This is a genomic window from Corynebacterium massiliense DSM 45435 (genome assembly GCF_028609805.1).
Lineage (GTDB): Bacteria > Actinomycetota > Actinomycetes > Mycobacteriales > Mycobacteriaceae > Corynebacterium > Corynebacterium massiliense.
In genome coordinates, this window is the sequence record NZ_CP063189.1 from 595,624 (window position 1) to 615,140 (window position 19,517).

19 protein-coding genes and 1 tRNA gene are annotated in these 19,517 nt (G+C 64.7%); 9 read left to right on the forward strand and 11 right to left on the reverse strand.

Features of this window, described 5'->3' with window-relative positions; all coding sequences use genetic code 11:
* Nucleotides 1-99: 99 nt before the first annotated feature.
* Both CMASS_RS02860 and CMASS_RS02865 read left to right on the forward strand, forming a co-directional pair.
* Nucleotides 100-3,126 (forward strand): UPF0182 family protein, encoded by a 3,027-nt coding sequence (locus tag CMASS_RS02860; protein WP_022863629.1) that lies wholly within the window; start codon nucleotides 100-102, stop codon nucleotides 3,124-3,126.
* Nucleotides 3,127-3,281: 155 nt separating this feature from the next.
* Nucleotides 3,282-3,358: transfer RNA gene (locus CMASS_RS02865), tRNA-Met, on the forward strand.
* Nucleotides 3,359-3,464: 106 nt separating this feature from the next.
* Here the strand turns inward: CMASS_RS02865 and CMASS_RS02870 are convergent.
* From CMASS_RS02870 to CMASS_RS02910, 9 genes are all read right to left on the reverse strand, one after another.
* On the reverse strand, nucleotides 3,465-4,088 hold the full coding sequence (locus tag CMASS_RS02870) for a response regulator transcription factor (RefSeq protein WP_022863630.1): 624 nt from the start codon (nucleotides 4,086-4,088) through the stop codon (nucleotides 3,465-3,467).
* Nucleotides 4,081-5,157: a sensor histidine kinase gene (locus CMASS_RS02875; RefSeq protein ID WP_022863631.1), complete on the reverse strand. Its 1,077-nt coding sequence runs from the start codon at nucleotides 5,155-5,157 to the stop codon at nucleotides 4,081-4,083. Before CMASS_RS02875 ends, CMASS_RS02870 begins: the two co-directional genes overlap by 8 nt.
* Complete coding sequence (locus tag CMASS_RS02880; RefSeq protein ID WP_022863632.1) at nucleotides 5,150-5,908, reverse strand: ABC transporter permease; 759 nt, start codon at nucleotides 5,906-5,908, stop codon at nucleotides 5,150-5,152. Before CMASS_RS02880 ends, CMASS_RS02875 begins: the two co-directional genes overlap by 8 nt.
* Nucleotides 5,905-6,618, reverse strand: coding sequence for an ABC transporter ATP-binding protein (locus tag CMASS_RS02885; protein WP_022863633.1), 714 nt, complete (start codon nucleotides 6,616-6,618; stop codon nucleotides 5,905-5,907). Before CMASS_RS02885 ends, CMASS_RS02880 begins: the two co-directional genes overlap by 4 nt.
* 231 nt (nucleotides 6,619-6,849) lie before the next feature.
* Complete coding sequence (locus CMASS_RS02890; protein WP_022863635.1) at nucleotides 6,850-7,137, reverse strand: DUF7218 family protein; 288 nt, start codon at nucleotides 7,135-7,137, stop codon at nucleotides 6,850-6,852.
* A 172-nt stretch (nucleotides 7,138-7,309) separates the two neighbouring features.
* Nucleotides 7,310-8,479: an SLC13 family permease gene (locus CMASS_RS02895; RefSeq protein WP_022863636.1), complete on the reverse strand. Its 1,170-nt coding sequence runs from the start codon at nucleotides 8,477-8,479 to the stop codon at nucleotides 7,310-7,312.
* A 72-nt stretch (nucleotides 8,480-8,551) separates the two neighbouring features.
* A complete protein-coding gene (locus CMASS_RS02900; RefSeq protein WP_022863637.1) occupies nucleotides 8,552-9,028 on the reverse strand; it encodes a hypothetical protein in 477 nt (158 codons plus the stop codon).
* Between the two features lie 143 nt (nucleotides 9,029-9,171).
* Nucleotides 9,172-10,026: a hypothetical protein gene (locus tag CMASS_RS02905; RefSeq protein WP_022863638.1), complete on the reverse strand. Its 855-nt coding sequence runs from the start codon at nucleotides 10,024-10,026 to the stop codon at nucleotides 9,172-9,174.
* 118 nt (nucleotides 10,027-10,144) lie between these two features.
* Nucleotides 10,145-10,567, reverse strand: a complete 423-nt coding sequence (locus tag CMASS_RS02910; RefSeq protein WP_022863639.1) for an NUDIX hydrolase — start codon at nucleotides 10,565-10,567, stop codon at nucleotides 10,145-10,147.
* A 166-nt stretch (nucleotides 10,568-10,733) separates the two neighbouring features.
* On the opposite strand from CMASS_RS02910, the gene CMASS_RS02915 reads away from it, so the two are divergent.
* The 6 genes from CMASS_RS02915 (at nucleotide 10,734) to pdxS (ending at nucleotide 16,596) form a co-directional block, all read left to right on the forward strand.
* Nucleotides 10,734-12,296: a S1 family peptidase gene (locus CMASS_RS02915; RefSeq protein ID WP_156831823.1), complete on the forward strand. Its 1,563-nt coding sequence runs from the start codon at nucleotides 10,734-10,736 to the stop codon at nucleotides 12,294-12,296.
* 156 nt (nucleotides 12,297-12,452) lie between these two features.
* Nucleotides 12,453-12,791, forward strand: coding sequence for a PadR family transcriptional regulator (locus tag CMASS_RS02920; RefSeq protein ID WP_022863641.1), 339 nt, complete (start codon nucleotides 12,453-12,455; stop codon nucleotides 12,789-12,791).
* 3 nt (nucleotides 12,792-12,794) lie between these two features.
* Nucleotides 12,795-13,646, forward strand: a complete 852-nt coding sequence (locus CMASS_RS02925) for a DUF5808 domain-containing protein (protein ID WP_022863642.1) — start codon at nucleotides 12,795-12,797, stop codon at nucleotides 13,644-13,646.
* 330 nt (nucleotides 13,647-13,976) lie between these two features.
* Entirely contained in the window at nucleotides 13,977-14,780 is an 804-nt protein-coding gene (locus CMASS_RS02930) for an ABC transporter ATP-binding protein (RefSeq protein ID WP_169460811.1), read from the forward strand.
* On the forward strand, nucleotides 14,777-15,559 hold the full coding sequence (locus CMASS_RS02935; RefSeq protein ID WP_022863644.1) for an ABC transporter permease: 783 nt from the start codon (nucleotides 14,777-14,779) through the stop codon (nucleotides 15,557-15,559). Before CMASS_RS02930 ends, CMASS_RS02935 begins: the two co-directional genes overlap by 4 nt.
* 140 nt (nucleotides 15,560-15,699) lie before the next feature.
* Entirely contained in the window at nucleotides 15,700-16,596 is an 897-nt protein-coding gene (pdxS, locus tag CMASS_RS02940; RefSeq protein WP_022863645.1) for a pyridoxal 5'-phosphate synthase lyase subunit PdxS, read from the forward strand.
* A gap of 17 nt (nucleotides 16,597-16,613) precedes the next feature.
* Here pdxS and hisN read toward each other — a convergent pair whose 3' ends face one another.
* Both hisN and CMASS_RS02950 read right to left on the reverse strand, forming a co-directional pair.
* Nucleotides 16,614-17,405, reverse strand: coding sequence for a histidinol-phosphatase (gene hisN, locus CMASS_RS02945; RefSeq protein WP_022863646.1), 792 nt, complete (start codon nucleotides 17,403-17,405; stop codon nucleotides 16,614-16,616).
* Entirely contained in the window at nucleotides 17,398-18,234 is an 837-nt protein-coding gene (locus tag CMASS_RS02950) for an inositol monophosphatase family protein (RefSeq protein WP_022863647.1), read from the reverse strand. Before CMASS_RS02950 ends, hisN begins: the two co-directional genes overlap by 8 nt.
* A gap of 163 nt (nucleotides 18,235-18,397) precedes the next feature.
* Here CMASS_RS02950 and prfB point away from each other — a divergent pair, with 163 nt between their 5' ends.
* Entirely contained in the window at nucleotides 18,398-19,495 is a 1,098-nt protein-coding gene (gene prfB / locus CMASS_RS02955) for a peptide chain release factor 2 (RefSeq protein WP_022863648.1), read from the forward strand.
* Nucleotides 19,496-19,517: the final 22 nt, after the last annotated feature.

Consider the following 19,517-nt stretch of genomic DNA (forward strand, 5'->3'; position numbering starts at 1 on the left):
ACTTCTTTAGGCTTAAAAATCGTACAGTTTTATATCCGCACGCACGATAAGTGATTGGAGCTGGCGTTGGTATCCGGTTTGTCCCGACCCGCGGCCCCTATGAAGCGTCCTCCCCGCATTCTCGCGTGGGTGTTGGGCATCATAGCGCTCGCCCTGTTCTTCGGCCCCATGCTGGTGGGCTTCTACACCGATTGGAGGTGGTTCGGGGCAATCGACTTCCGCGGTGTGTTTACCACCACCGTCGTCGCGCGCATCGCGCTTTTTGCCCTGGGCTTTATCGTCGCCGCCGCCGCAGTGTGGCTGGCCGGGTTGATGGTGTGGCGCAGCCGCTCCGACGATATCGCGGCAGGCGATATTAATTCACCGGTGTTCCAGTACCGTCAGTCCATCGAAAAGGTGCTGGGGCTGTTCCGCAACATCGTCCCGCTGCTCATCGGCCTGGCCGGCGGGTTCATTCTGCAGTCGAACTGGCGCTCCATCCTGCTGTTCATCAACGGCGGCAACTTCGGGGAATCCGACCCGCAGTTCCACAAGGACCTGGGCTTTTACGCCTTCCGCCTGCCGGTCTGGCAGCTGGTGGTCAACTCGCTGACAGCGCTGGCGCTCGTCTCGTTCTTGGTTGTCCTTTTCGGCCACTACATGCTGGGCGGCATTCGCATCGGCAGTCGCGCCGCCGGCGTGCGCGGTGCCATTTCCCGGCCCGCGCGCGTCCGACTCGCCGTCATCGCGGGCCTGTGGATGCTGTTCAAGGTGGCCGGCTACTGGCTGGAGCGCTACCAGCTGTTGTTCAACCAGAACAACATCTTCACCGGTGGTTCCTACACCGACATCCACGCGTACCTGCCGGCGAAGATCATTTTGATGGTCATCGGCATCGTCGTGGCCATCGCGTTCTTCTCCGCCGTGGTGATCAAGGATCTGCGCATCCCGGGCCTGGCGGTGGTTCTCATGCTGCTGTCGGCCATCGTCATCGGCACGGCCTGGCCGCTGCTCATGGAGCAGTTCTCGGTCCAGCCGAACCGCAGCTCCAAGGAAGCGGAATCCATCCGCCGCAACATCGACTCCACCCGCTACGCCTTCGGCCTGACCGACGACAAGGTCAACTACGAGGAGAACTGGGGCGCGGAAGGCTCCAAGGACGCCAAGGCAGATAAGGACGACAAGGGCAACGACGAAAAGGGCAGCGACGAGAAGGGCAAGGGCGAATCCACCGCGGCCGCCGGCAACGACGACGCGACGATTTCGAACCTGCGCCTGCTCGACCCGGAGATCCTCGCGCCGACGTTCCGCCAGATGCAACAGCTGCGCAACTTCTACGGCTTCCCGGACACGCTGGCGATGGACCGCTACGAGACCGACGGCCAGCTGCGTGACTACGTCGTGGCGGCCCGCGAGCTCGACCCGAACGCTCTGCGGGAAAACCAGAAGAACTGGATCAACCGCCACACCGTCTACACCCACGGCAACGGCTTCATCGCGGCCGAGGCGAACAAGGTCGACGAGGTCGCCCGCGACGCCGGTTCGACCCGTGGCGGCTACCCGGTCTTTACCGTGGCGGACCTGCAGACGCAGGCCGGCAAGGCCTCCGAGGGCGAGGGTGAGTCCCACGACGCGGAGAAGGAGCTGGGCATCAAGGTCGACCAGCCGCGCACCTACTACGGACCGGTCATCGCGTCTGCCGATGACGGCCTCGACTACGTCATCGTCGGCGATTCCGGTTCCGGCCCGGTGGAGTACGACTCGGACAACTCGACCTACACCTACACCGGTGCCGGCGGCGTCTCCATTGGCAACTACTTCGACCGCGCGATGTACGCGGCGAAGTACCAGGAGCTGAACTTCCTGCTGTCGGACCGCGTCGGTTCCGACTCGAAGGTGCTCTACGACCGCGACCCGCGCGAGCGCGTGGAGAAGGTCGCTCCGTGGCTGACCACCGATTCCGCGACGTATCCCGCGGTTGTCGATGGCCGTATCAAGTGGATCGTCGACGGCTACACCACCTTGAACGCCCTGCCGTACGCGCAGCGCCAGAACCTCACGGAGACCACCCAGGACACGCTCAACCCGGACGGCACGACGCAGCGTCTGGTCAACGACCAGGTGGGCTACATCCGCAACTCGGTCAAGGCGACCGTCGATGCCTACGACGGCACCGTGGAGCTCTACGAGTTCGACGAGGAAGACCCGGTTCTCAAGGCCTGGGAGGGCGTATTCCCGGGCGTGGTGAAGCCGAAGGAAGACATCAGCGATGAGCTGAACAAGCACCTGCGCTACCCGGAGGACTTGTTCAAGGTCCAGCGCAACCTGCTGGCGCGCTACCACGTGGACGATCCGGGCGTGTTCTTCAACAACGACGCGTTCTGGTCCGTGCCGAACGATCCGACCGCGCCGGAAGGCCAAAAGGAGCTCAACCAGCCGCCGTACTACGTCATGGCGGCCGACCCGAACAGCGGGAAGCCCTCCTTCCAGCTCATCACCCCGTTCCGCGGCCTGAACCGCGAGTTCCTCTCCGCGCACATGTCGGTGACCTCCGATCCGGAGCACTACGGCCAGATCACTGTTCGGGTGCTGCCGACGAACACGCAGACCCAGGGCCCGAAGCAGGCGCAGGACGCCATGATGTCCTCCGACCAGGTCGCCCGTGACCGTACCTTGTGGGAGGGCACCAACACCCTGCACAACGGCAACCTGCTCACCCTTCCGGTCAACGGCGAGATCCTTTACTTGGAGCCGATCTACTCGCAGCGCTCCAACCAGGAATCCGCCTTCCCGAAGTTGCTGCGCGTGCTGGTTTCCTACAAGGGACGGGTGGGCTACGCCCCGACTATCAGTGAGGCGCTCGAGCAGGTCGGTATCGACGCCAACGCCGCCCAGGACATCAAGGAGATCGAAGGCGATGACTCCGCCAAGGACTCCGACGATGCCGATGCCAAGGACAAAAAGGACGACAAGAAGTCCTCGCCGGCCGGCGGTGGCAGCGAGTCCGACGCGGTCAAGAGCATCAACGACGCCTTGAAGGGCCTCGAAAGCGCCCGCAACGGCTCCCACGAGGAGTACGGCCGCGCACTCGACGAGCTAGATAAGGCCGTGGAGAAGTACCAGAAGGCCGAAGGGGACAACGACTAGCTTTAACCCCTTCGACCTACCCCTTCTAAACGCGCCAATCCTGCCGCTATCCAGCGGATTTGGGTTGGCGCGTTGTCATGACTATAGTTTCTTCTTGTCGCCGCAACGGAGAGTTCACCTCCCGGTAAGGCGCAAGTGAATAAGAGTTCACTCGACGCGGGGTGGAGCAGTTCGGTAGCTCGCTGGGCTCATAACCCAGAGGTCGTCGGTTCGAATCCGGCCCCCGCTACCACTTCCAAGTCCCCTTGGTTTGGCCAAGGGGACATTTTTCGTTTTGTACCCAGCTAGACCTGCCCGCACCCGGGGCACGTGCCTCCGGCGGCTAGCAAGCGCTCGAGCTAAATCCAGCCGTTTGCCTCTGCCACCCGCGCGGCGGCGAACCGGTTGGCCGCGCCTGTCTTCGCCATCATGGACGAGAGGTGGTTGCGCACCGTGCCGGGCGAGAGGTACAGGTGCTTGGCGATGTCCCGCGGGCCGTGACCTGCCAGCACCTCTCGGGCGATCTCTGCCTCGCGGCCGGTCAGCGGGGACGGCGGGGTGAACAGAGAGTCTTCCGCGACTTGTGGGTCGACGACGCGCAGGCCGGCGTGGGTGCGGCGGATGGCATCGGCAAGCTGGTCCGGCGGGGTGTCTTTGACCACGAAGCCGCTCGCGCCGGCGTCGAGGGCGCGGCGCAGGTAACCGGGGCGGCCGAACGTGGTGACGATAAGCACGCGGCAGTGGGCGGATACTTCTGCGGTGATGTCGATGCCGTCGCGGCCGGGCATCTCGATGTCGAGCAGCGCCACATCGGGGCGCAGCGAACGCACCGCCGAGGCGACCTCGGCCGCGTCGGTGAACGTGGCGAGCACCTCGATGTCCGACTCCTGGTTAAGCAGCGCCGCCAGTGCCCCGAGGACCAGTGCTTGGTCGTCGGCGAGGAGTACCCGGATCGGGCCAGTCTGCGAATACCCGTCAGTCACGCTCGAATACCTCCACTGTCGTCCCGCGGCCTGCTGCAGCGCCGTCTGTCACCGCAACGTCATCTGCAGCCGGACCGACCTCTAGCACCGCGCCGGCGGCATCGACACGCTGTGAAATCGTGCGCAGGCGGGCGCCGGCGGGAAGGCCGCGGCCATCGTCAGTCACGCGCAGCTTCCCCGGGCGGGCTGCGATGGTGCAGGTCCCGGCCCCGGAATGGCGGATGACGTTAGTTACCGCCTCCCGTAAAACCCACCCGAGAAGCGGCGACTCGATGGGGTCGCGCACGTCGGTGCGGACGACGATGCCGGCCGTGGACAGTGCGGCGCATGCCCGGTCGAGCTCCGCCGCGAACGACGGCGCGTGGGTCTGGCGGACGGCGCGGCGGACATCGTCAAGCGCGGTGCGGGACGTCTCCACGATGGAGTCCAGCTGCTCGCGCACCTCCGGCTCGTCGGCGCGCGTGCGGGCGAGGGAGGCCTGCAGGTTGATAACGGTTAGCGAATGCCCCAGCAGATCGTGGACGTCGCGGTAGATGCGTTCGCGCTGGTGCGCCAAGGCCAGTTCGCTGGCCAGTTCCTGCCGCTCGTCGCGGGCGCGCTGCCTGCCCACTCCGGTGCCTACCAGCACGCACACCGCCACCATTGTCGCGTAGCTGACCCACGCCTCCGGCGAGCGGTCAACGAGCGGGACGAGTGCGCAGAAAATGAGGATGCCGCCCATCGTCAGCGCGGCCGTGCGGGGCGGGGCAGAAGACCCGATGAGGGCGGCGAAATAGGGCAAAAGGCCGAGCGCGGCGGGCCCCGAAACGCAGTAGATGGCGACCGCGATGATGCCGAACACTAGGAGCCAGAACAGCCAGCTGGTCGCCGCGCCGCCACGCGCGACGGAGTCGACGTACCCGAGCGCGAGGATGTCCGCGATGCCGAAGATGGCGACGAGCGTAAGGCCCGCGACCGTTTCCGCGTGGGAGCTACTTCCCGCAACGATGGGCGCTGCGATCCCCAGCAGGAACGGGAGCCAGAACGCCGCCGTTACGGCGCGGTTGGTGTGGAACTTCGCCTTAGACACGACCCTTCTCCCGGTTATCCAAAAGCGCGCTGGCGCCGACGAAAATCGCTGTCCACGCCACGATACTTGCCACCGCCCACCACAGCGGGTGCACGACGCTGGCCTCTTGCGTGACGATGCGCCCTTCTGCCAACGGGTAGTGGGCAATCTGCACCGGGCCGTACAGCGGGGTGAAGCGGGCGTAGCGCAACGCCGCTTCGGTCAGCGGGGTAAACGCGCCCGCGACGAACATGAGGACCGCAACCGACGCCGAAGCGATACCGGTTGCTTTATCGGTCTTTATAAGCTGCGCCATAACGGTGCCGTAGAAGCCGAACGGCAGGGCGGTGACAACGCACGCGAGGAAGGTGAGCACCCACTGCCCAGCAGTCATGTGGGCACCGGTGAATGCGGCGACGATGTAGACCGCGGCGACGGGCAGAACTGTTTGAGCGGTGGTCACCGCGCCGCGGGAGAGCGCCAGCTGCCACGGGCGCAGCGGGGTCAGAGCCAGTTGGCGGTCCCACCCAGTGCGCTGCTCGGTGACGATGGTCGCGGAGGTAGACACCGCCGCCATGAGCGCGCCGAAAAGCGCCATGACGACCGCGATATAGGCCCGGGCACTAAAACCTCCCGCGTCTTCGTCCTCATTTAAGAGGATGACCCCGATGAAGACATACATAAACAGCGGGAAGACGATGTGGAAAAACAGAGCCGTGCGATTGGTCAGGGCGTGTTTTACGTTGCGCAGGCAAAACTCGGCGGTATTCACTTGGTCAACTCCTGGAAGGTCTCTTCGAGTGCAGAACGGGAACGTGACGTGGAGAGTTTGTCGGCGCGCTCTAAGAACGCGTCTGCCGGCTCATCGACGATGAGTGAGCCTTGCTTGAGCACGAGGAAGCGATCGGCGAAGTCCTCGGCTTCTTCCAAGTAGTGCGTGGAGAACATGATGGTGCGCCCGTCGCGCGCCTGCTTGCGCATCGACTCCCAAAACTCGCGCCGGGAGGCCGGATCCATGCCGGTGGTGGGCTCGTCGAGGATCAGGAAGTCGGGCCTGCCTAACAGCGCGGCGGCTAGGCGCACCCGTTGCTGCTCACCGCCGGAACACGCGCCGACTTTCCGCCCAGCTAGCCGGGTGAGGTCGGCGCGCGCGAGTACCTCGCCGACAGGTAGGGGATCGCGGTGCGTTGCCGCAAGGAGTGCGACCGTGTCTTTTACGGTGAGGTCGGGCAGTAGCCCGCCGGTTTGCAGCACCGCGCCAATGCGGGCGCTGCGCACCGCTTCACGTGGGCTTGTGTCGGCGACGGTGACGGTGCCCGCGGTCGGTTCTGTCAGACCGAGCACAAGGTCGGTCAGCGTGGTCTTGCCCGCGCCGTTGCGGCCGAGCAGAGCGACAACCTCACCGCCGCCGATATCGAAGCTGACGTCATCGAGCGCGGTGACCGCGCCGAATCTCTTGGTTACGTGGTGTACTTCAAGCATGTGGCTAGTACACCGCTAACGCGCCGCTGGGGTGTGGGCCGCTTGTCACGACTTCGGCATGACAATTGTCATGGACCGGGGGAGCACCTCCGATTTACGGAGTGAACGGATAGTCGGTATATCCCTTTGCACCCGGGGTGTAGAAGGTGGCCTCGAAGACCTTCGTGGACTGGTTGTCGGAGGAAGCAGAGTGCGTCATGGAATGTTCTCCTTGACTTAACTGTCGCGAGGTTAGTTGTCGCGCAGGGCCGTGATGAGTTCGTCCTTGCTCATCTCCGACCGGCCGTCGATGTCGAGCTCCTGGGCGCGCTCGTAGAGCTCGTCTTTGGTCCATTCGTCGTACGACTCGGCACTGCCGCCTTTTTCGCCGACTTCCTTCCGGGAGGAATTGGCGGCGGCGTTCGCTATCGCCGCCGATTTCGACTTGGAGTTGCCCTCCTCGCGCAGGCGCTCGTAGAGCTCGCCGTCCTTGACGGAGCTGCCGCCTGGGGTCTTTTCGGGATTCTTATCCTTCGCCATGGCCCCACAGTGTACGCACCGGTGCGGCAGTACCGGGGCTACACTGCAAGACGCGTCAACTATCGCGAGCTCCCGGGAATTTTGCGAGCAGACGTGCGCCGAAACGGCTGAAAATGGCCGTTTTCTCGCGCCGGGTAGATGTGAGTGGTCCCCAGATAGTCGAATGGGCCCGCTACAGCAATGCGGCTATCGGCAGTCCCACCGCGAACGGCGCGAGCATAAGCCCGTACATTACGTAGCTGCTCCAGCGCACCGTCACCCCGGAACGGGCGAGTTGGTCGTGCCACAGCAGGGTGGCCAGCGAGGCCCACGGCGTGACGATGGCCCCCGCATTCACCCCAACCAAAAGCGCGAGGGCTCCGCGTACATCCTCCGCGGCTGGCTCCACGAGGAAGTATGCCGGCAGGTTGTTCAGCACGTTTGCGCTCACCGCGCCGAGCCCGCCGACCGCGAAGAGCCGCGCGCCCCCGGTGGCGGGGATGAGCGCGCGGAGGTGCTCCGCTCCTACCAGGGTGATCGCTAACGTCGCCAGTACCGACATCGCGGCTGTCAGCAGCAGCGAGTTCCACGGGATAAGGGACCAGCGCAGCGCCTGCCGTTCATCCGGCCCGCCGGCCCAGCAGACCAGCGCCATCAACCCGGCCGCCGCGCCCGCGGGCACCCAGTAGGGGACCGGCAGGAAAAGTGCTGGGATGAGCACCGCCAAGATGACGAGCGCCCAGCGGGCGCTGCGTGACGATGCCCCGCTTATCGCCGCGCCACTCATCGATGCCCCGCTCGTCACCCGCCCGCGGGAGGCCGCAAACGCCGCACCTACAGCGACGAGCGCAACGGCGAGCGCGGCAAAGCCCACTCGGTGCGCCTGGGTAAAGAAGTCGGCGGTGGAGGAGAAGTACCCGCCGCCCTCAGCGAGCAGATTGGTCAGATTCGACACGGGGAGAAGCAGCGATCCGATATTGGCTACCCAGACGACGGCCAGCGCCATGGGGAGCACGGGCAAACGATGCCGGCGCGCGACGAGGACCGCCAGGGGAGTGACCAAAAGCGCCGCGGTATCGAGGGACAAGAAGATGGTCGCGGCGGCGGTAAGAACCACTACCCAGCTGGCCGCAACTGCCGAGCCGCACGCGCTGGGCGTGAGCCTGTCGATGCCCCCAGCAACCACGTGGAACACGCCCAGTTGGCTCGCGATGTTGACCACCACGGACAGCGCCGCCACAAATGCGAGAACGGGCGCGAGGCGGGCGGCGAGGGAGGCGGCGGCAGACGCCTCGACGGCTGTGAGCGCCACGCCGCCGGCAACCAAGACAGCTGACAGCAGGCGGGTCGAGCGTGGTGGCATTGGCACGGAATACGACTGTAGCCGCCCCGCCGAGAGCGGCGAGACGGCTACGAAAGTAAGTGGAAGCGCGTGTTACTTCTGGTTCGGCAGCGCCATCAGGGCGGCGCCGATGGCAACGAGCCAGGAATCCTTAGCCAGCGGGAGGCCCTTCTGGGACGGGCGGATGCCGTCGTCTTCGGTGTTCTCATCGTTGCCGAAGTACATGGTGAGCAGTCCGGAACCGAAGGTGGTCAGCACGAGGCCCGCGAGGCGGTTCGGGATGAACGGGGCGATAAGAGCGGAGCCGATGCCGATCTCGGAGTAGGCGATGGCCTTAGCGAAGGTATCCGCGTCGAGCTCGTTGACGGCCGGGATGCCGGTGGCGGCCATGCCCTGCAGGCCCTCGGCCCCCTCGCCCTTGAGGCCGAGCTTGTTGATGCCCGAGTTCACCACGAATAGGCCAACCGGCAGACGCAGCAGGGTGGAGGCGAGCTTGGTGCGGCCCTTGGACACTTCCTTGTCCTTCTTCAGGGAGAAGCCGGACTTAGCAGCAGACTTGAAAATACCCATGACTGTGTAGGTACTCCTTTTCTCTAAGAGGCGTTGTTTTATCAACAACCGTACCAGCGCTAAAGCGTATTCCGGCCGGGGTTGATAGGGGGTGGGCGGTAAGCGAAGGGGGGGTAGGTAAGGCGGGAGTGAGGGCGGGCAGCCTAAGAAATGTTGACTACCGCATGGTTGCCGCCGCTGCACCGCACGAAGCTGCCCTGGTCGCTGCAGTGCATCGTGTAGGTCGTGCCGGTCACCGGGCTGTAGGCCCCGATGGTCGCGTTGACGTCGCCGGTGGCGTTGTAGTTCGAGATGTAGGCATCGCGCACCGAATCGACAAACGGGCCACTGGTCGGAGTGCCGGGCTCGGCCCAGGCGTTGGAGAAGGAACGCTTCGGTTCTTTCTCCGGTTCTGGATCCTTCTTCTCCACAGTGGCGCCGGCGCCTTCGTTGTTATCCGCGTCGTCGCCGGCCGCTTCATCTGCGGTCGACGTGACGGTCACGATTTCGTCAGAGCCGGCGCCATTTTCCTCGGAGTCGGATCCGGCACCGGCACCGGAACCAGACCCGGATCCGCCGAACCATCCTTGGGTTACCCCGAAAAGCGCGACAGCCGTGGCGAGGATGCCGAGGGTCAGCAGGGTAATAAGGGCCCAGAGCCAACCGGGCGTGCGGGACTTTCGGGCACCGTCCTCGTATGCGGGCTCGTAGCTGCCGGACTCGTAATACGCCTGTTGCCCGTAGTTCTGCTGGGAGTAACCCTGCTGGGGATTCCCTTGCTGTGGCTGGGCGAATCCCTGGTTTGAGTATCCCTGGTTGGAATACCCCTGGCTCTGATAGCTCTGGGTGGGAAAGACCTGCTCGTTAGACGGGGTCGACTGGGACGCCGATGCCGACGGGTACGCGCGGGTTTCTGCAAAGCCCGACTGCCCGTTGCTCGGAGTGGCCCACGCGCTCGTTTCCGGGTAGCGGGAGTAAGAATCACCCGAGCCGTTGTAGGGGTCTTGTGACTTAGCCATTGTCACGCCTTTCGGTTCGTCACACGCACGGTTAGCTTCTCTTGGAGAAAGCTTAGTGGCGCGGATCGCAAAATTCAGGAGGCATACCGAGCCCCACCGCCCACAAGCCCCACAGGTCTCAGCGCTGGGTAAGGCGCGGGAAGACGTGCTCTGTAAGCAGGGGAGCCAACGCCACAGACCTATTTGCGTGCGGGTAAGGATCCACCCACGCGTACTCTTCGATCTCCGCGGTCAGCTGGATGTCTGCCTGGTCAATGTGGTGGTCGGAGGCAAAGACCGTCGCGTGGACGTCGCGCCCGGCTTCGTTGGCGGCGGGGGCGAGGTAGGCATCGATAAGCGCGAGCGAATCCGCGGGGACTGCCATACCGAGCTCCTCGGCCACCTCGCGGACCGCTGCCTGCTGGGGGCTTTCGCCTTCCTCCGGCTTCCCGCCGGGGAACATGAAGGCGGCCGTGCCGCGCTTGCGCACGCACAGTACCTCCCCGCGGGCATTGCGGAAGACGACGGCGGACACGTAAATCGGGGAGGCCTTTGAAGACATGGCGGTGATGGTACCCGGCAGTCTGTGGGAACGATAACGGCTCGGAAACAATCGTCTGAAGCGTTCCCGCTAACGCGGCTTCGCGTGAGACTCTAGTTGCTGACTGTGGCTGAAGTAGCCGAATTGGCAGCACGATGTGAGAGAGAAAGAGGTTTCAATGCCGCGCATGTCGCGCCTGGGGAAGGTGCTGGTCGGATCAGGTTTTGCGGGGGCTGCGTTCTGGTTCGCGCCCGCCGCAGGAGCCCAGGAAGTGCCGAGTCCGGTCGTGGATTCCGCTGGGTTTGTCAATGGCATCCGCTCCGATCTGGCGCAGTGGGGGATCCAAACGCCCGAGGTGGATCCGGCGGTGACCGACTCGGTGGATAGTGCGGTCAAGGACGTGGTTCCAGGGGCCGTGGGGCCTGACGATGCCGCACCGGCCACCCTCGACCCGGCACTGTCTGCGCGCGAGAGCAGCCAGGACATCGCCCGTTCCGTAGCAGAAGAGGCCGCCGAGGCGACCGGTACGAAGATTCCGAAGCCGTTCGCGTCCAGCGATACGTCTGCCAACCTGAACACTGAGACGCTCGACCTGGACGAGCAGGACCCGTACGCGAGCCAGGCGCCGGAGGCGGCAGCGGGTGCGCAGAACGGTAGCGACCAGGCGGGCGCAGCGCCGGCCGGTGCCAACCAGGCCGACGACCCAGCCGCCGCAAACCCAGCCGCCGCAAACCCAAAGGCTGATAACTCGGACGCCGGTAAGTCCGCGGCCGGTAAGGCCGTCGCCGCCCCGGCGCAGCCGGACCCGCTTGCGCAGGCGCAGTGGTTCTGGGACAACGCACAGAAGGACCCAAAGGGCGCGGTGAAGTTCCTCGCGCGGGAGGCCACCCAGCCGGAGTTCCGCCCGATGAACGCCGACCCGTACTACCGCTGGCGCAACGACGGCTTTTCCAAGTTCATGGCGGGCAAGCCGGACGCGGAGTACGTGCTCAACCGCGTGCCGGATTCCTACTTCGACGCCCCGGAGGCGCCGGTGGAGTCCGGCATCGTCCAGGCGCAGGGTAAGTCCCTGTACGGGCCGGGCACCCCGGTCTTCGTCGGTGACGACATGATCTGCACCATGGCCGCCGCGGGTAACGATGCCGCCGGCCGCAAGGTGGGCCTGACCGCCGGCCACTGCGGCAACGTGGGTGACAACGTCGTGTCCATGGACTCGCCGCAGGTAGGCCCCAGCGGCACCGTGGCGGTGCGTAACGATGCCCTGGATTTCTCCGTCGTGGAACTCGGTTCCAACGCGGAGGTCACCCGCTCCTATAACGGTGTGACCATCGATGATTTCGGCGCGCCGTCGCAGCCGGGGGAGAAGATCACCAAGAAGGGTGTGGCCAGCAACGAGACGACCGGCACGACCATCGCTAACACAAACACCATGCAGTTGGCGCAGCTGTGCGCGATGCCGGGTGACTCCGGCGCGCCGGTGATGAAAGACGGCAAGCTTGTCGGCATGGTCAACGGGGGGCTCATCCGTGACTTCGACTGCCGCACCCCGCTGCAGGGCGATTTCCACTCGCCGACGTTTGTGGTCAACGCCGAAGACGTGGTCAACCAGCTCAACACGCAGGGCGGCGTGGGCGCCGGTTTCCAGCTACCGGAGGAGCGGGACTTCACCAAGCTCACCCCGGAGGAGGAAGCGGATCGCGCTGCCGCCGTGCAGGCGACGCTGAAGAAACTGCAGACGCAGAAGGCATAACCGGGCAAATGTTACGGCGGCGCCGCCGCCGGGGGAGGGGATGAGACCCGTCTCGGCGGCGCTTTTTGAGAAAGTGTGGAACCGCAATACCTTGCAATGCAAGGTATGTTGGGATAGTTTTAACCTTGTAATGCAAAGTACCAACTGGGAGGTGTTGTGGCACCGCGGCAAAAGCCGACCCAGCTTCGCAAGGGAGCGCTAGAGCTGGCCATTTTGACCTTGTTAGACAGAGAAGAGCTGTACGGGGCGGCCCTGCTGGAACGCCTCGCCGAATACCCCGGGCTCGTTGCTACTACCGGCACCGTCTACCCGCTTCTAAGTCGCCTGACCGCAAAGGAAGTGGTGCGCAGCCGCTGGGAGGAATCGCCGAAGGGTCCGCCACGGAAGTATTACTCGCTGACCGCGGCGGGGTACGAGCTGCGTGATCAGTTGCTCACTGATTTCCAGCAACTTACTGATGACATGAGTGCACTACTCGCGGAGGGAAAGAAATAAGAAATGACCAACCAGAATAATGAGCTCGTTGACACGTACGTGGGTGCTGTTGCTGCCCAGATGTCCGCTTCAGGGGTCGACGAGGCAGTGGTAGAAGAAGTGATCTCCGTTCAACAAGCACTGCTGTCAGAACTGGCGGAGGACGGTGTCGATCTCGAAGCAGAATTGGGATTACCTCAGGACTATGCGACGGAGGTGGCACACGAAGTCGCAGGCGCGGCGGAAGAAGAAAACACTGATACTGCGCCGTGGGGGTTATTTCTGCGGCATGGTCGGAATCGTATCTGGAACCCGGAAGATCCCCGTGTGTTACAACCGCACCTTCTGGGAATCGGGTGGTCCGTAAACTTTGGCGCACTCGCGGTCCGGCTAGGGCTCATACGTCCAGATGACGAAGATGTAGACACTCTGAGCTCGATCCCGGCTCCGGTGATCCGCGTCATCTCTGCGGTCCCAGCCGTTCTTACCGTGGCTCAAGCTGTCACGTTAGTGTCCCAGTGGGAAGAATTGCCCGCACAGCGCGAACGTTTTCAGCCTAGCCGCGGCGGTATGGTCGCCAATCTGGGCATCAGCGGCGCGCTGGCTGTAATAACCGCGCACGCCGCTAAGCGCGGCGACCGGGAAGACCTGTTAAACACATCGGCGGTAGGAACCCTGCTAGGCGGCGCTGGTCTAACCAGCCTGTGCGCTCGTGTGGGGAAGAAGAATGATCCCCGGCGAACGTGGGCGCGCGATTCCATCGGCGGGGTCGTCGCGGTGGTGGCAGCGGCGCTTATTGAGGTGGCACCCCGCCTGAGCGGGATACGCCGGCTATGGCGCGCCCAGGGGGTGACTGGGCATGGGAGTACACACTGATCTATCCGGCCTGCGAACGGTAAGCCCCACTCTGTGGGCGATTATCGGCGCCGCGGTTGCGCTACAACTCATTCTCGCTGTCGTAGCGTTGTGGACGCTGCACCACACCCCAGACGATCGGCTGCGCCACTGCTCAAGGACAACGTGGATGGTAGTCATCGTACTAGCAAACATCGCGGGTCCAGTCGCGTTCTTCACCGCTGGCCGGCGGCGCTATTCGGTGGGAGGCACCGGGCGGAAAGAACATGGATCCTCTAAAACGCGGGAGACTATTGACCGGCTCTACGGGGAGGGTAAAAGATGAACGAAGCCCTTTTAACAACGCGGGGTTTGCGGAAATCTTTCGGCAGCAAAGAGGTGCTGGCCGGGTTGAATCTGACGGTGCGCCGCGGCGAGGTCTACGGGTTCCTGGGCCGCAACGGGGCCGGGAAGACTACCGCTATCAAGATCATCCTCGGATTGAGCGCGCATGACGCCGGCATCGTGCAGTCGCAGGCCCGCGCCGTGGGGTTTCTCCCAGACGTACCGCAATATCACCCGTGGACGCGCGCGGACGAATTCCTGCGCTACTGCGGGCGGCTCGGCGGGTTGAATGGAAAGTTGCTGGATGAACGCGTCGATCTCATGCTCGAGCTGTCCCAGCTTTCCGGCACCGCGCAGAAGATAATGGACTTCTCCCGCGGCATGCGCCAGCGTTTGGGCATGGCGCAGGCGCTTATCTGTGCCCCTGATCTGCTGATCCTGGACGAGCCGACCTCCGCCTTGGACCCGTTGGGGCGACGCGACGTCCTCGACATGATTTCCGCGCTCAAAGGACAGGCAACCGTGCTTTTCTCCACGCATTTGCTTGACGATGCCGCCCGCGTCTGCGACCGGGTAGGCATCCTCCACGGTGGCAGTTTGGTAACAGAGTCCACGGTCGCCGACCTCACTCAGATGCCTGCTGTGGGATTCGATGTACGCGTCGCAGCAGGCGGCGCAGACGGGGAGGAAGTAACTGCGCAGCGGTCGGTTGACGCAGAAAAGCTGCGCCGCGATCTCGCCTCTGCAGGGTGGCAGGTGGAGCGGGTGGCACCGCGCCGGCGTTCGTTGGAGGACGCGTTTGTGGAACTTACCGGGAGGGCAGTCGCATGACCGTGGTGCTAGCTAAAGATGTGCAAGAAATCGTGCGGACCTGGCGCGGGTGGGTGTTGGGGCTGGCGTTCGTGTTCACCGCGCTGACCGGGCCGTTGCTGGCCAAATACATGGGCGAGTTAATTGCCGCTTTTGGTAGCCCAAGCCTGGGCGGTGAGGGTGGGGCCTCGGTGCCCGTGCCGATGTCACAGCCGGATGCAGTGACATTCGTCAGCGCGCACGCGCAGTGGGTAAACGACTTGCAGCAAACCGTGGCTCTGGCCGTCAGTTTGGTAGCTGGCTCGGTTTTCGCCAGCGAATTCCATGAGGGACCGTACTTGTTTACCCTCACCCGTGGTGTCACGCGTGGCGCTTTCATAGTCTCCAAAATGATGGCACTGCTCGGAGTGGCCGGTGCGCTGCTGGCAAGCGCGACGGCGACGAATGCAGTGGTGACGCGCCTGCTTTACGGCGAAGTAAACCTGGAGAGGTTGGCAGCGGCCAGCGCGCTCTCGTTTGCCGGATTCGCTTTCATCGCCAGCATCGCTGCGGTGGTAGGAGCGATGACCTTTTCCCCGGTGGGGGCGGCTGCCAGCGCCATTGCCGCGGTGCTGTGTTTGAGCGTGGTCGGTCTCTGGCCGCCCGCGGCCCGGTGGTCTCCGGCGGGGCTTGGCGCGCAGGCCTCAGAACTGGTTGCAGGTAAGCCGTGGGAGAGCCCGTGGCCGTTGCTGAGCGCGCTGGTCTTTACCGCTGTGTTGCTTTCCGCTGCGGTGGCGGTTCTGAAGCGCCGAGAACTGTAGGTTGTGCGTTAACCGTACAGCGAATTAAACGCCCGGAAAATGCCGAAACTGGTGGGCGAGCGCGGTAAATTCGTACACGTTGCTAGCGGGGCGGGCAAAGAGTTGCCTGTCCTAATACGCCCAGCAGAAAGGTGGATTCCATGTCCGAGAACGCACACGAGAACGTCGAGATTCGCGCGAAGCAGGGGCTGGCTGACCAGTTCGTCGGCGGCGTCATCATGGACGTGGTGACTCCGGAGCAGGCGAAGGTGGCCGAGGAGGCCGGCGCGTGTGCGGTCATGGCGCTCGAGCGCGTGCCCGCGGATATCCGCGCCCAGGGTGGCATTTCCCGCGCGTCCGATCCGGACATGATCGACGGCATCATCGAGGCCGTGGACATCCCGGTCATGGCCAAGGCGCGCATTGGCCACTTCGTCGAAGCACAGGTGCTTGAGGCCATCGGCGTGGACTTCGTCGACGAGTCCGAGGTGCTTAGCCCGGCGGACTTTGCCAACCACATCGACAAGTGGGGCTTTGACACCCCGTTTGTGTGCGGCGCGACGAACCTCGGCGAGGCGCTGCGCCGCATCAACGAGGGCGCAGCCATGATCCGCTCCAAGGGCGAGGCCGGCACTGGCGATGTCTCCCAGGCCGTCACCCACATCCGTGCAATTACCGCGGAGATCCGCCGCCTGACCGGCCTGCAGGGCGACGAGCTCTACGTCGCAGCCAAGGAGCTGCAGGCGCCGTTCGAGCTCGTCCGCTACGTGGCCGAAAACGGCACACTGCCGGTGCCGCTCCTGACTGCGGGTGGTGTGAGCACGCCTGCCGATGCCGCCATGGTCATGCAGCTCGGCTCCGACGGCGTGTTCGTCGGCTCCGGCATCTTCAAGTCCGGTAACCCGGAAAAGCGCGCCAAGGCCATCGTGGAGGCCGTGAAGAACTACGAGGATCCGTCCGTCATCGCACGCGTATCCCGCGGGCTGGGCGAGGCAATGGTCGGTATCAACGTCGAGGATCTGCCGGCCCCGCACCGCCTGGCAGAGCGCGGCTGGTAGCGCGCCCCCCGCTCTCTTTATTCCACTCGGAGGAACTTCAGCGCGTCGCGGTGCAGAATGCCGTTGGTGGCGATCGCGCCCTTCTCCCCGCCCTGCGGGCTGGGCTTGCCCTGCAGGTTGGTGAAGGTGCCGCCGGCCTCGGTGACGATGAGCGATGGGGCCGGCAGGTCCCAGGGGGAGACCTCCGGCTCGGCGGCGATGTCGACCGCGCCCTCGGCCACGAGGCAGTAGTTCCAAAAGTCGCCGTACCCGCGCAGGCGCCACGTTTTGTCGGTCAGCTCGACCAAGTCGTTGCGCTTGCCGCGCAGCGCCCAGCTGCTGAGCGAGGAGATGGCCAGGGAAGCATCGGCAAGCTTTGCCACCTGGGACACCTCGAGTTGCTTCGGCGCACCGCCAAAGATGCGGTAGGCGCCGCCGTCCTTGGAGGCGTACCAGCGGCGGCGCAGCGCCGGTGCGGAGACTACGCCGACGACCGGCTCCCCGTCCTCTAACAGTGCGATGAGCGTGGCCCACACCGGAACGCCGCGCACAAAGTTTTTCGTGCCGTCGATGGGATCGATGACCCACTGGCGGCCGCTGAAGGCGGGCTCGCCACCGAATTCCTCGCCGAGGATCTCATCGCCGGGGGAGTAGGCGGCGATGTCGTCGCGCATGAACTTCTCGCAGGCGATGTCGGCGTCGGTCACCGGCGACATGTCAGGCTTTTTATTTACCGACAGGTCGGCGGCTTCGAAGCGGTGCATGGTGAGCGCATCGGCGTGGCCGGCCAGCTCTAAGGCGTAGCAGAGATCGTCTTTGTAGCTAGCCATCTAACAGCTCTTCCATGCGGTCGACGACTTGCGGGTTGCCGGCGATGCACCACTCCACGCCGCCGGCGGTGACCTTGCGGGCCGCGCCGCCGGCGGCCTCCACGAGCGCCTTGCCCGGGAACCAGTCCCAGTCAGCGACCGAGTGCTGCATCCACGCACCCCAGGTGCCGCAGGCGACGGAGGCGAGATCGACAGAGCCCGCCCCGAGCATGCGCACGGTGGCGAACTGACCGGCGACCTTCTGCCACGCCGCGCGGACGTCGTCGTCCGCGATGGAGGAGGGGTGCAGGTACGTCGCCAGCGAAAGCGTCTCCGGGCCGGCCGGGGTCAGTTTTTCTACCTCGCGGCCGTCCAGGGTGGTGGCGTGGTCGCGGCCGCCGAACCACGTGTATCCCATGGCGGGGCGGTGGACGGCGCCGAGGTTGACCCCCTGGGCATCGGTAAGCGCCAGCGCCGAGCACCAGTAGTCGGAGCCGGAGGAGAAGTTGTAAGTCCCGTCGACCGGGTCAATGACCCACTGGCGGCCGGACTTCGATTCTCGGGCTGCGCCCTCCTCGCCGACGATGCCATCGTCAGGGCGCAGATTTTCCAGCACCGTGGCCACGAAGTGCTCCATGGCGCGGTCAGCCTGGGTCACCACGTCGGACACGGAGGTCTTCTGGTCTACCTCCAGGCCCTGCTCCCGGTTCCGCCACGCGAGACGGCCGGCATTGAACACGAGCTTCTGCGCCAGGTGCGCATCGGTGATGTCGGGATGCGCGGCGGTGAAAGTCTTCGCAAACGCATCGATCATCTCAGCGAGGTTCGGCTCCCTACTCATGCGCACCATTGTGACCGCTTTATCCGGCGGACGCGAATCATGGGGAGGGGAGGAGGCCGGGATACAGGAAAGGCTCCGGTTGGGGAGGGGCATCGAAAAGCGGGGCATCGCCAAGCAACGGCGCTCGGACAGCTTGGGAGGCCGCGGGTGGCCTCGGTTAAAATGCGGGGCTATGCAACCCGAGACCAACGCGCGGATCCAGGACCTGCGGCAGACCCTGTCCAACATCGAGAAGGTCATGGACTTAGACGACATGGACGCGCGGGCCCGGGAGCTGGAGGAAAAGGCGGCCGAGCCATCCCTGTGGGACGACCCGGACCACGCCCAGCAGGTGACCACCGAGCTGTCCAACGTGCAGGCAAAGCTGCGCAAGGTGCGGGAGTTGCGCCAGCGGCTCGAGGACCTGCCGGTGATGTACGAGCTCGCGGAGGAAGAGGGGGACACCAGCCTGGCCGATGCCGAGCGCGGCGAGCTCGCCGAGGCTATCAGTGCCCTAGAGGTGACCACGATGCTCTCCGGCGAGTACGACGACCGCGAGGCCGTCATCAACATCCGCTCGGGCGCCGGCGGCGTCGATGCCGCGGACTGGGCCGAAATGCTCATGCGCATGTACACCCGCTGGGCGGAAAAGAACGGCCACAAGGTCGACGTCTACGACGTCTCCTACGCGGAAGAGGCCGGCATCAAGTCGGCCACCTTCGTCGTCCACGGTGAGTACATGTACGGCACCCTGTCCGTCGAGCAGGGCGCCCACCGCTTGGTGCGCATTTCCCCCTTCGACCACCAGGCGCGGCGCCAGACCTCGTTCGCGGAGGTAGAGGTGCTGCCCGTGGTGGAGCAGAGCGACTCCATTGAGGTGCCGGATAACGATGTGCGCGTGGATGTCTACCGCTCGTCCGGTCCGGGCGGGCAGTCGGTCAACACGACTGACTCTGCGGTGCGGCTGACCCACCTGCCTACCGGCATCGTGGTGACCTGTCAGAACGAGAAGTCGCAGATTCAAAACAAGGCGGCGGCCATGCGGGTGCTGCAGGCAAAGCTTTTGGAGCGCAAGCGCCAGGAAGAAAAGGCGGAACTCGACGCGCTGGGCGCCGGCGGCAACGCCTCCTGGGGCAATCAGATGCGCTCGTACGTGCTGCACCCGTACCAGATGGTCAAAGATCTGCGCACCGACTACGAGGTGGGGGACCCGTCCAAGGTGTTGGACGGGGACCTGGACGGGCTTATCGATGCCGGCATTCGCTGGCGCATGGCCCAGAGCGAATCCTAAAAGGAAGGTTCGCCCGGGGCCG

Excerpts from the sequence above, each read along its gene's own strand:
- CMASS_RS02860 (WP_022863629.1), top strand. The coding sequence starts at position 100 with ATGAAGCGTCCTCCCCGCATTCTCGCGTGGGTGTTGGGCATCATAGCG.
- CMASS_RS02885 (WP_022863633.1), bottom strand. The coding sequence starts at position 6,618 with ATGCTTGAAGTACACCACGTAACCAAGAGATTCGGCGCGGTCACCGCG.
- CMASS_RS02890 (WP_022863635.1), bottom strand. The coding sequence starts at position 7,137 with ATGGCGAAGGATAAGAATCCCGAAAAGACCCCAGGCGGCAGCTCCGTC.
- CMASS_RS02895 (WP_022863636.1), bottom strand. The coding sequence starts at position 8,479 with ATGCCACCACGCTCGACCCGCCTGCTGTCAGCTGTCTTGGTTGCCGGC.
- CMASS_RS02900 (WP_022863637.1), bottom strand. The coding sequence starts at position 9,028 with ATGGGTATTTTCAAGTCTGCTGCTAAGTCCGGCTTCTCCCTGAAGAAG.
- CMASS_RS02905 (WP_022863638.1), bottom strand. The coding sequence starts at position 10,026 with ATGGCTAAGTCACAAGACCCCTACAACGGCTCGGGTGATTCTTACTCC.
- CMASS_RS02910 (WP_022863639.1), bottom strand. The coding sequence starts at position 10,567 with ATGTCTTCAAAGGCCTCCCCGATTTACGTGTCCGCCGTCGTCTTCCGC.
- CMASS_RS02915 (WP_156831823.1), top strand. The coding sequence starts at position 10,734 with ATGTCGCGCCTGGGGAAGGTGCTGGTCGGATCAGGTTTTGCGGGGGCT.
- CMASS_RS02925 (WP_022863642.1), top strand. The coding sequence starts at position 12,795 with ATGACCAACCAGAATAATGAGCTCGTTGACACGTACGTGGGTGCTGTT.
- CMASS_RS02935 (WP_022863644.1), top strand. The coding sequence starts at position 14,777 with ATGACCGTGGTGCTAGCTAAAGATGTGCAAGAAATCGTGCGGACCTGG.
- pdxS (WP_022863645.1), top strand. The coding sequence starts at position 15,700 with ATGTCCGAGAACGCACACGAGAACGTCGAGATTCGCGCGAAGCAGGGG.
- hisN (WP_022863646.1), bottom strand. The coding sequence starts at position 17,405 with ATGGCTAGCTACAAAGACGATCTCTGCTACGCCTTAGAGCTGGCCGGC.
- CMASS_RS02950 (WP_022863647.1), bottom strand. The coding sequence starts at position 18,234 with ATGGTGCGCATGAGTAGGGAGCCGAACCTCGCTGAGATGATCGATGCG.
- prfB (WP_022863648.1), top strand. The coding sequence starts at position 18,398 with ATGCAACCCGAGACCAACGCGCGGATCCAGGACCTGCGGCAGACCCTG.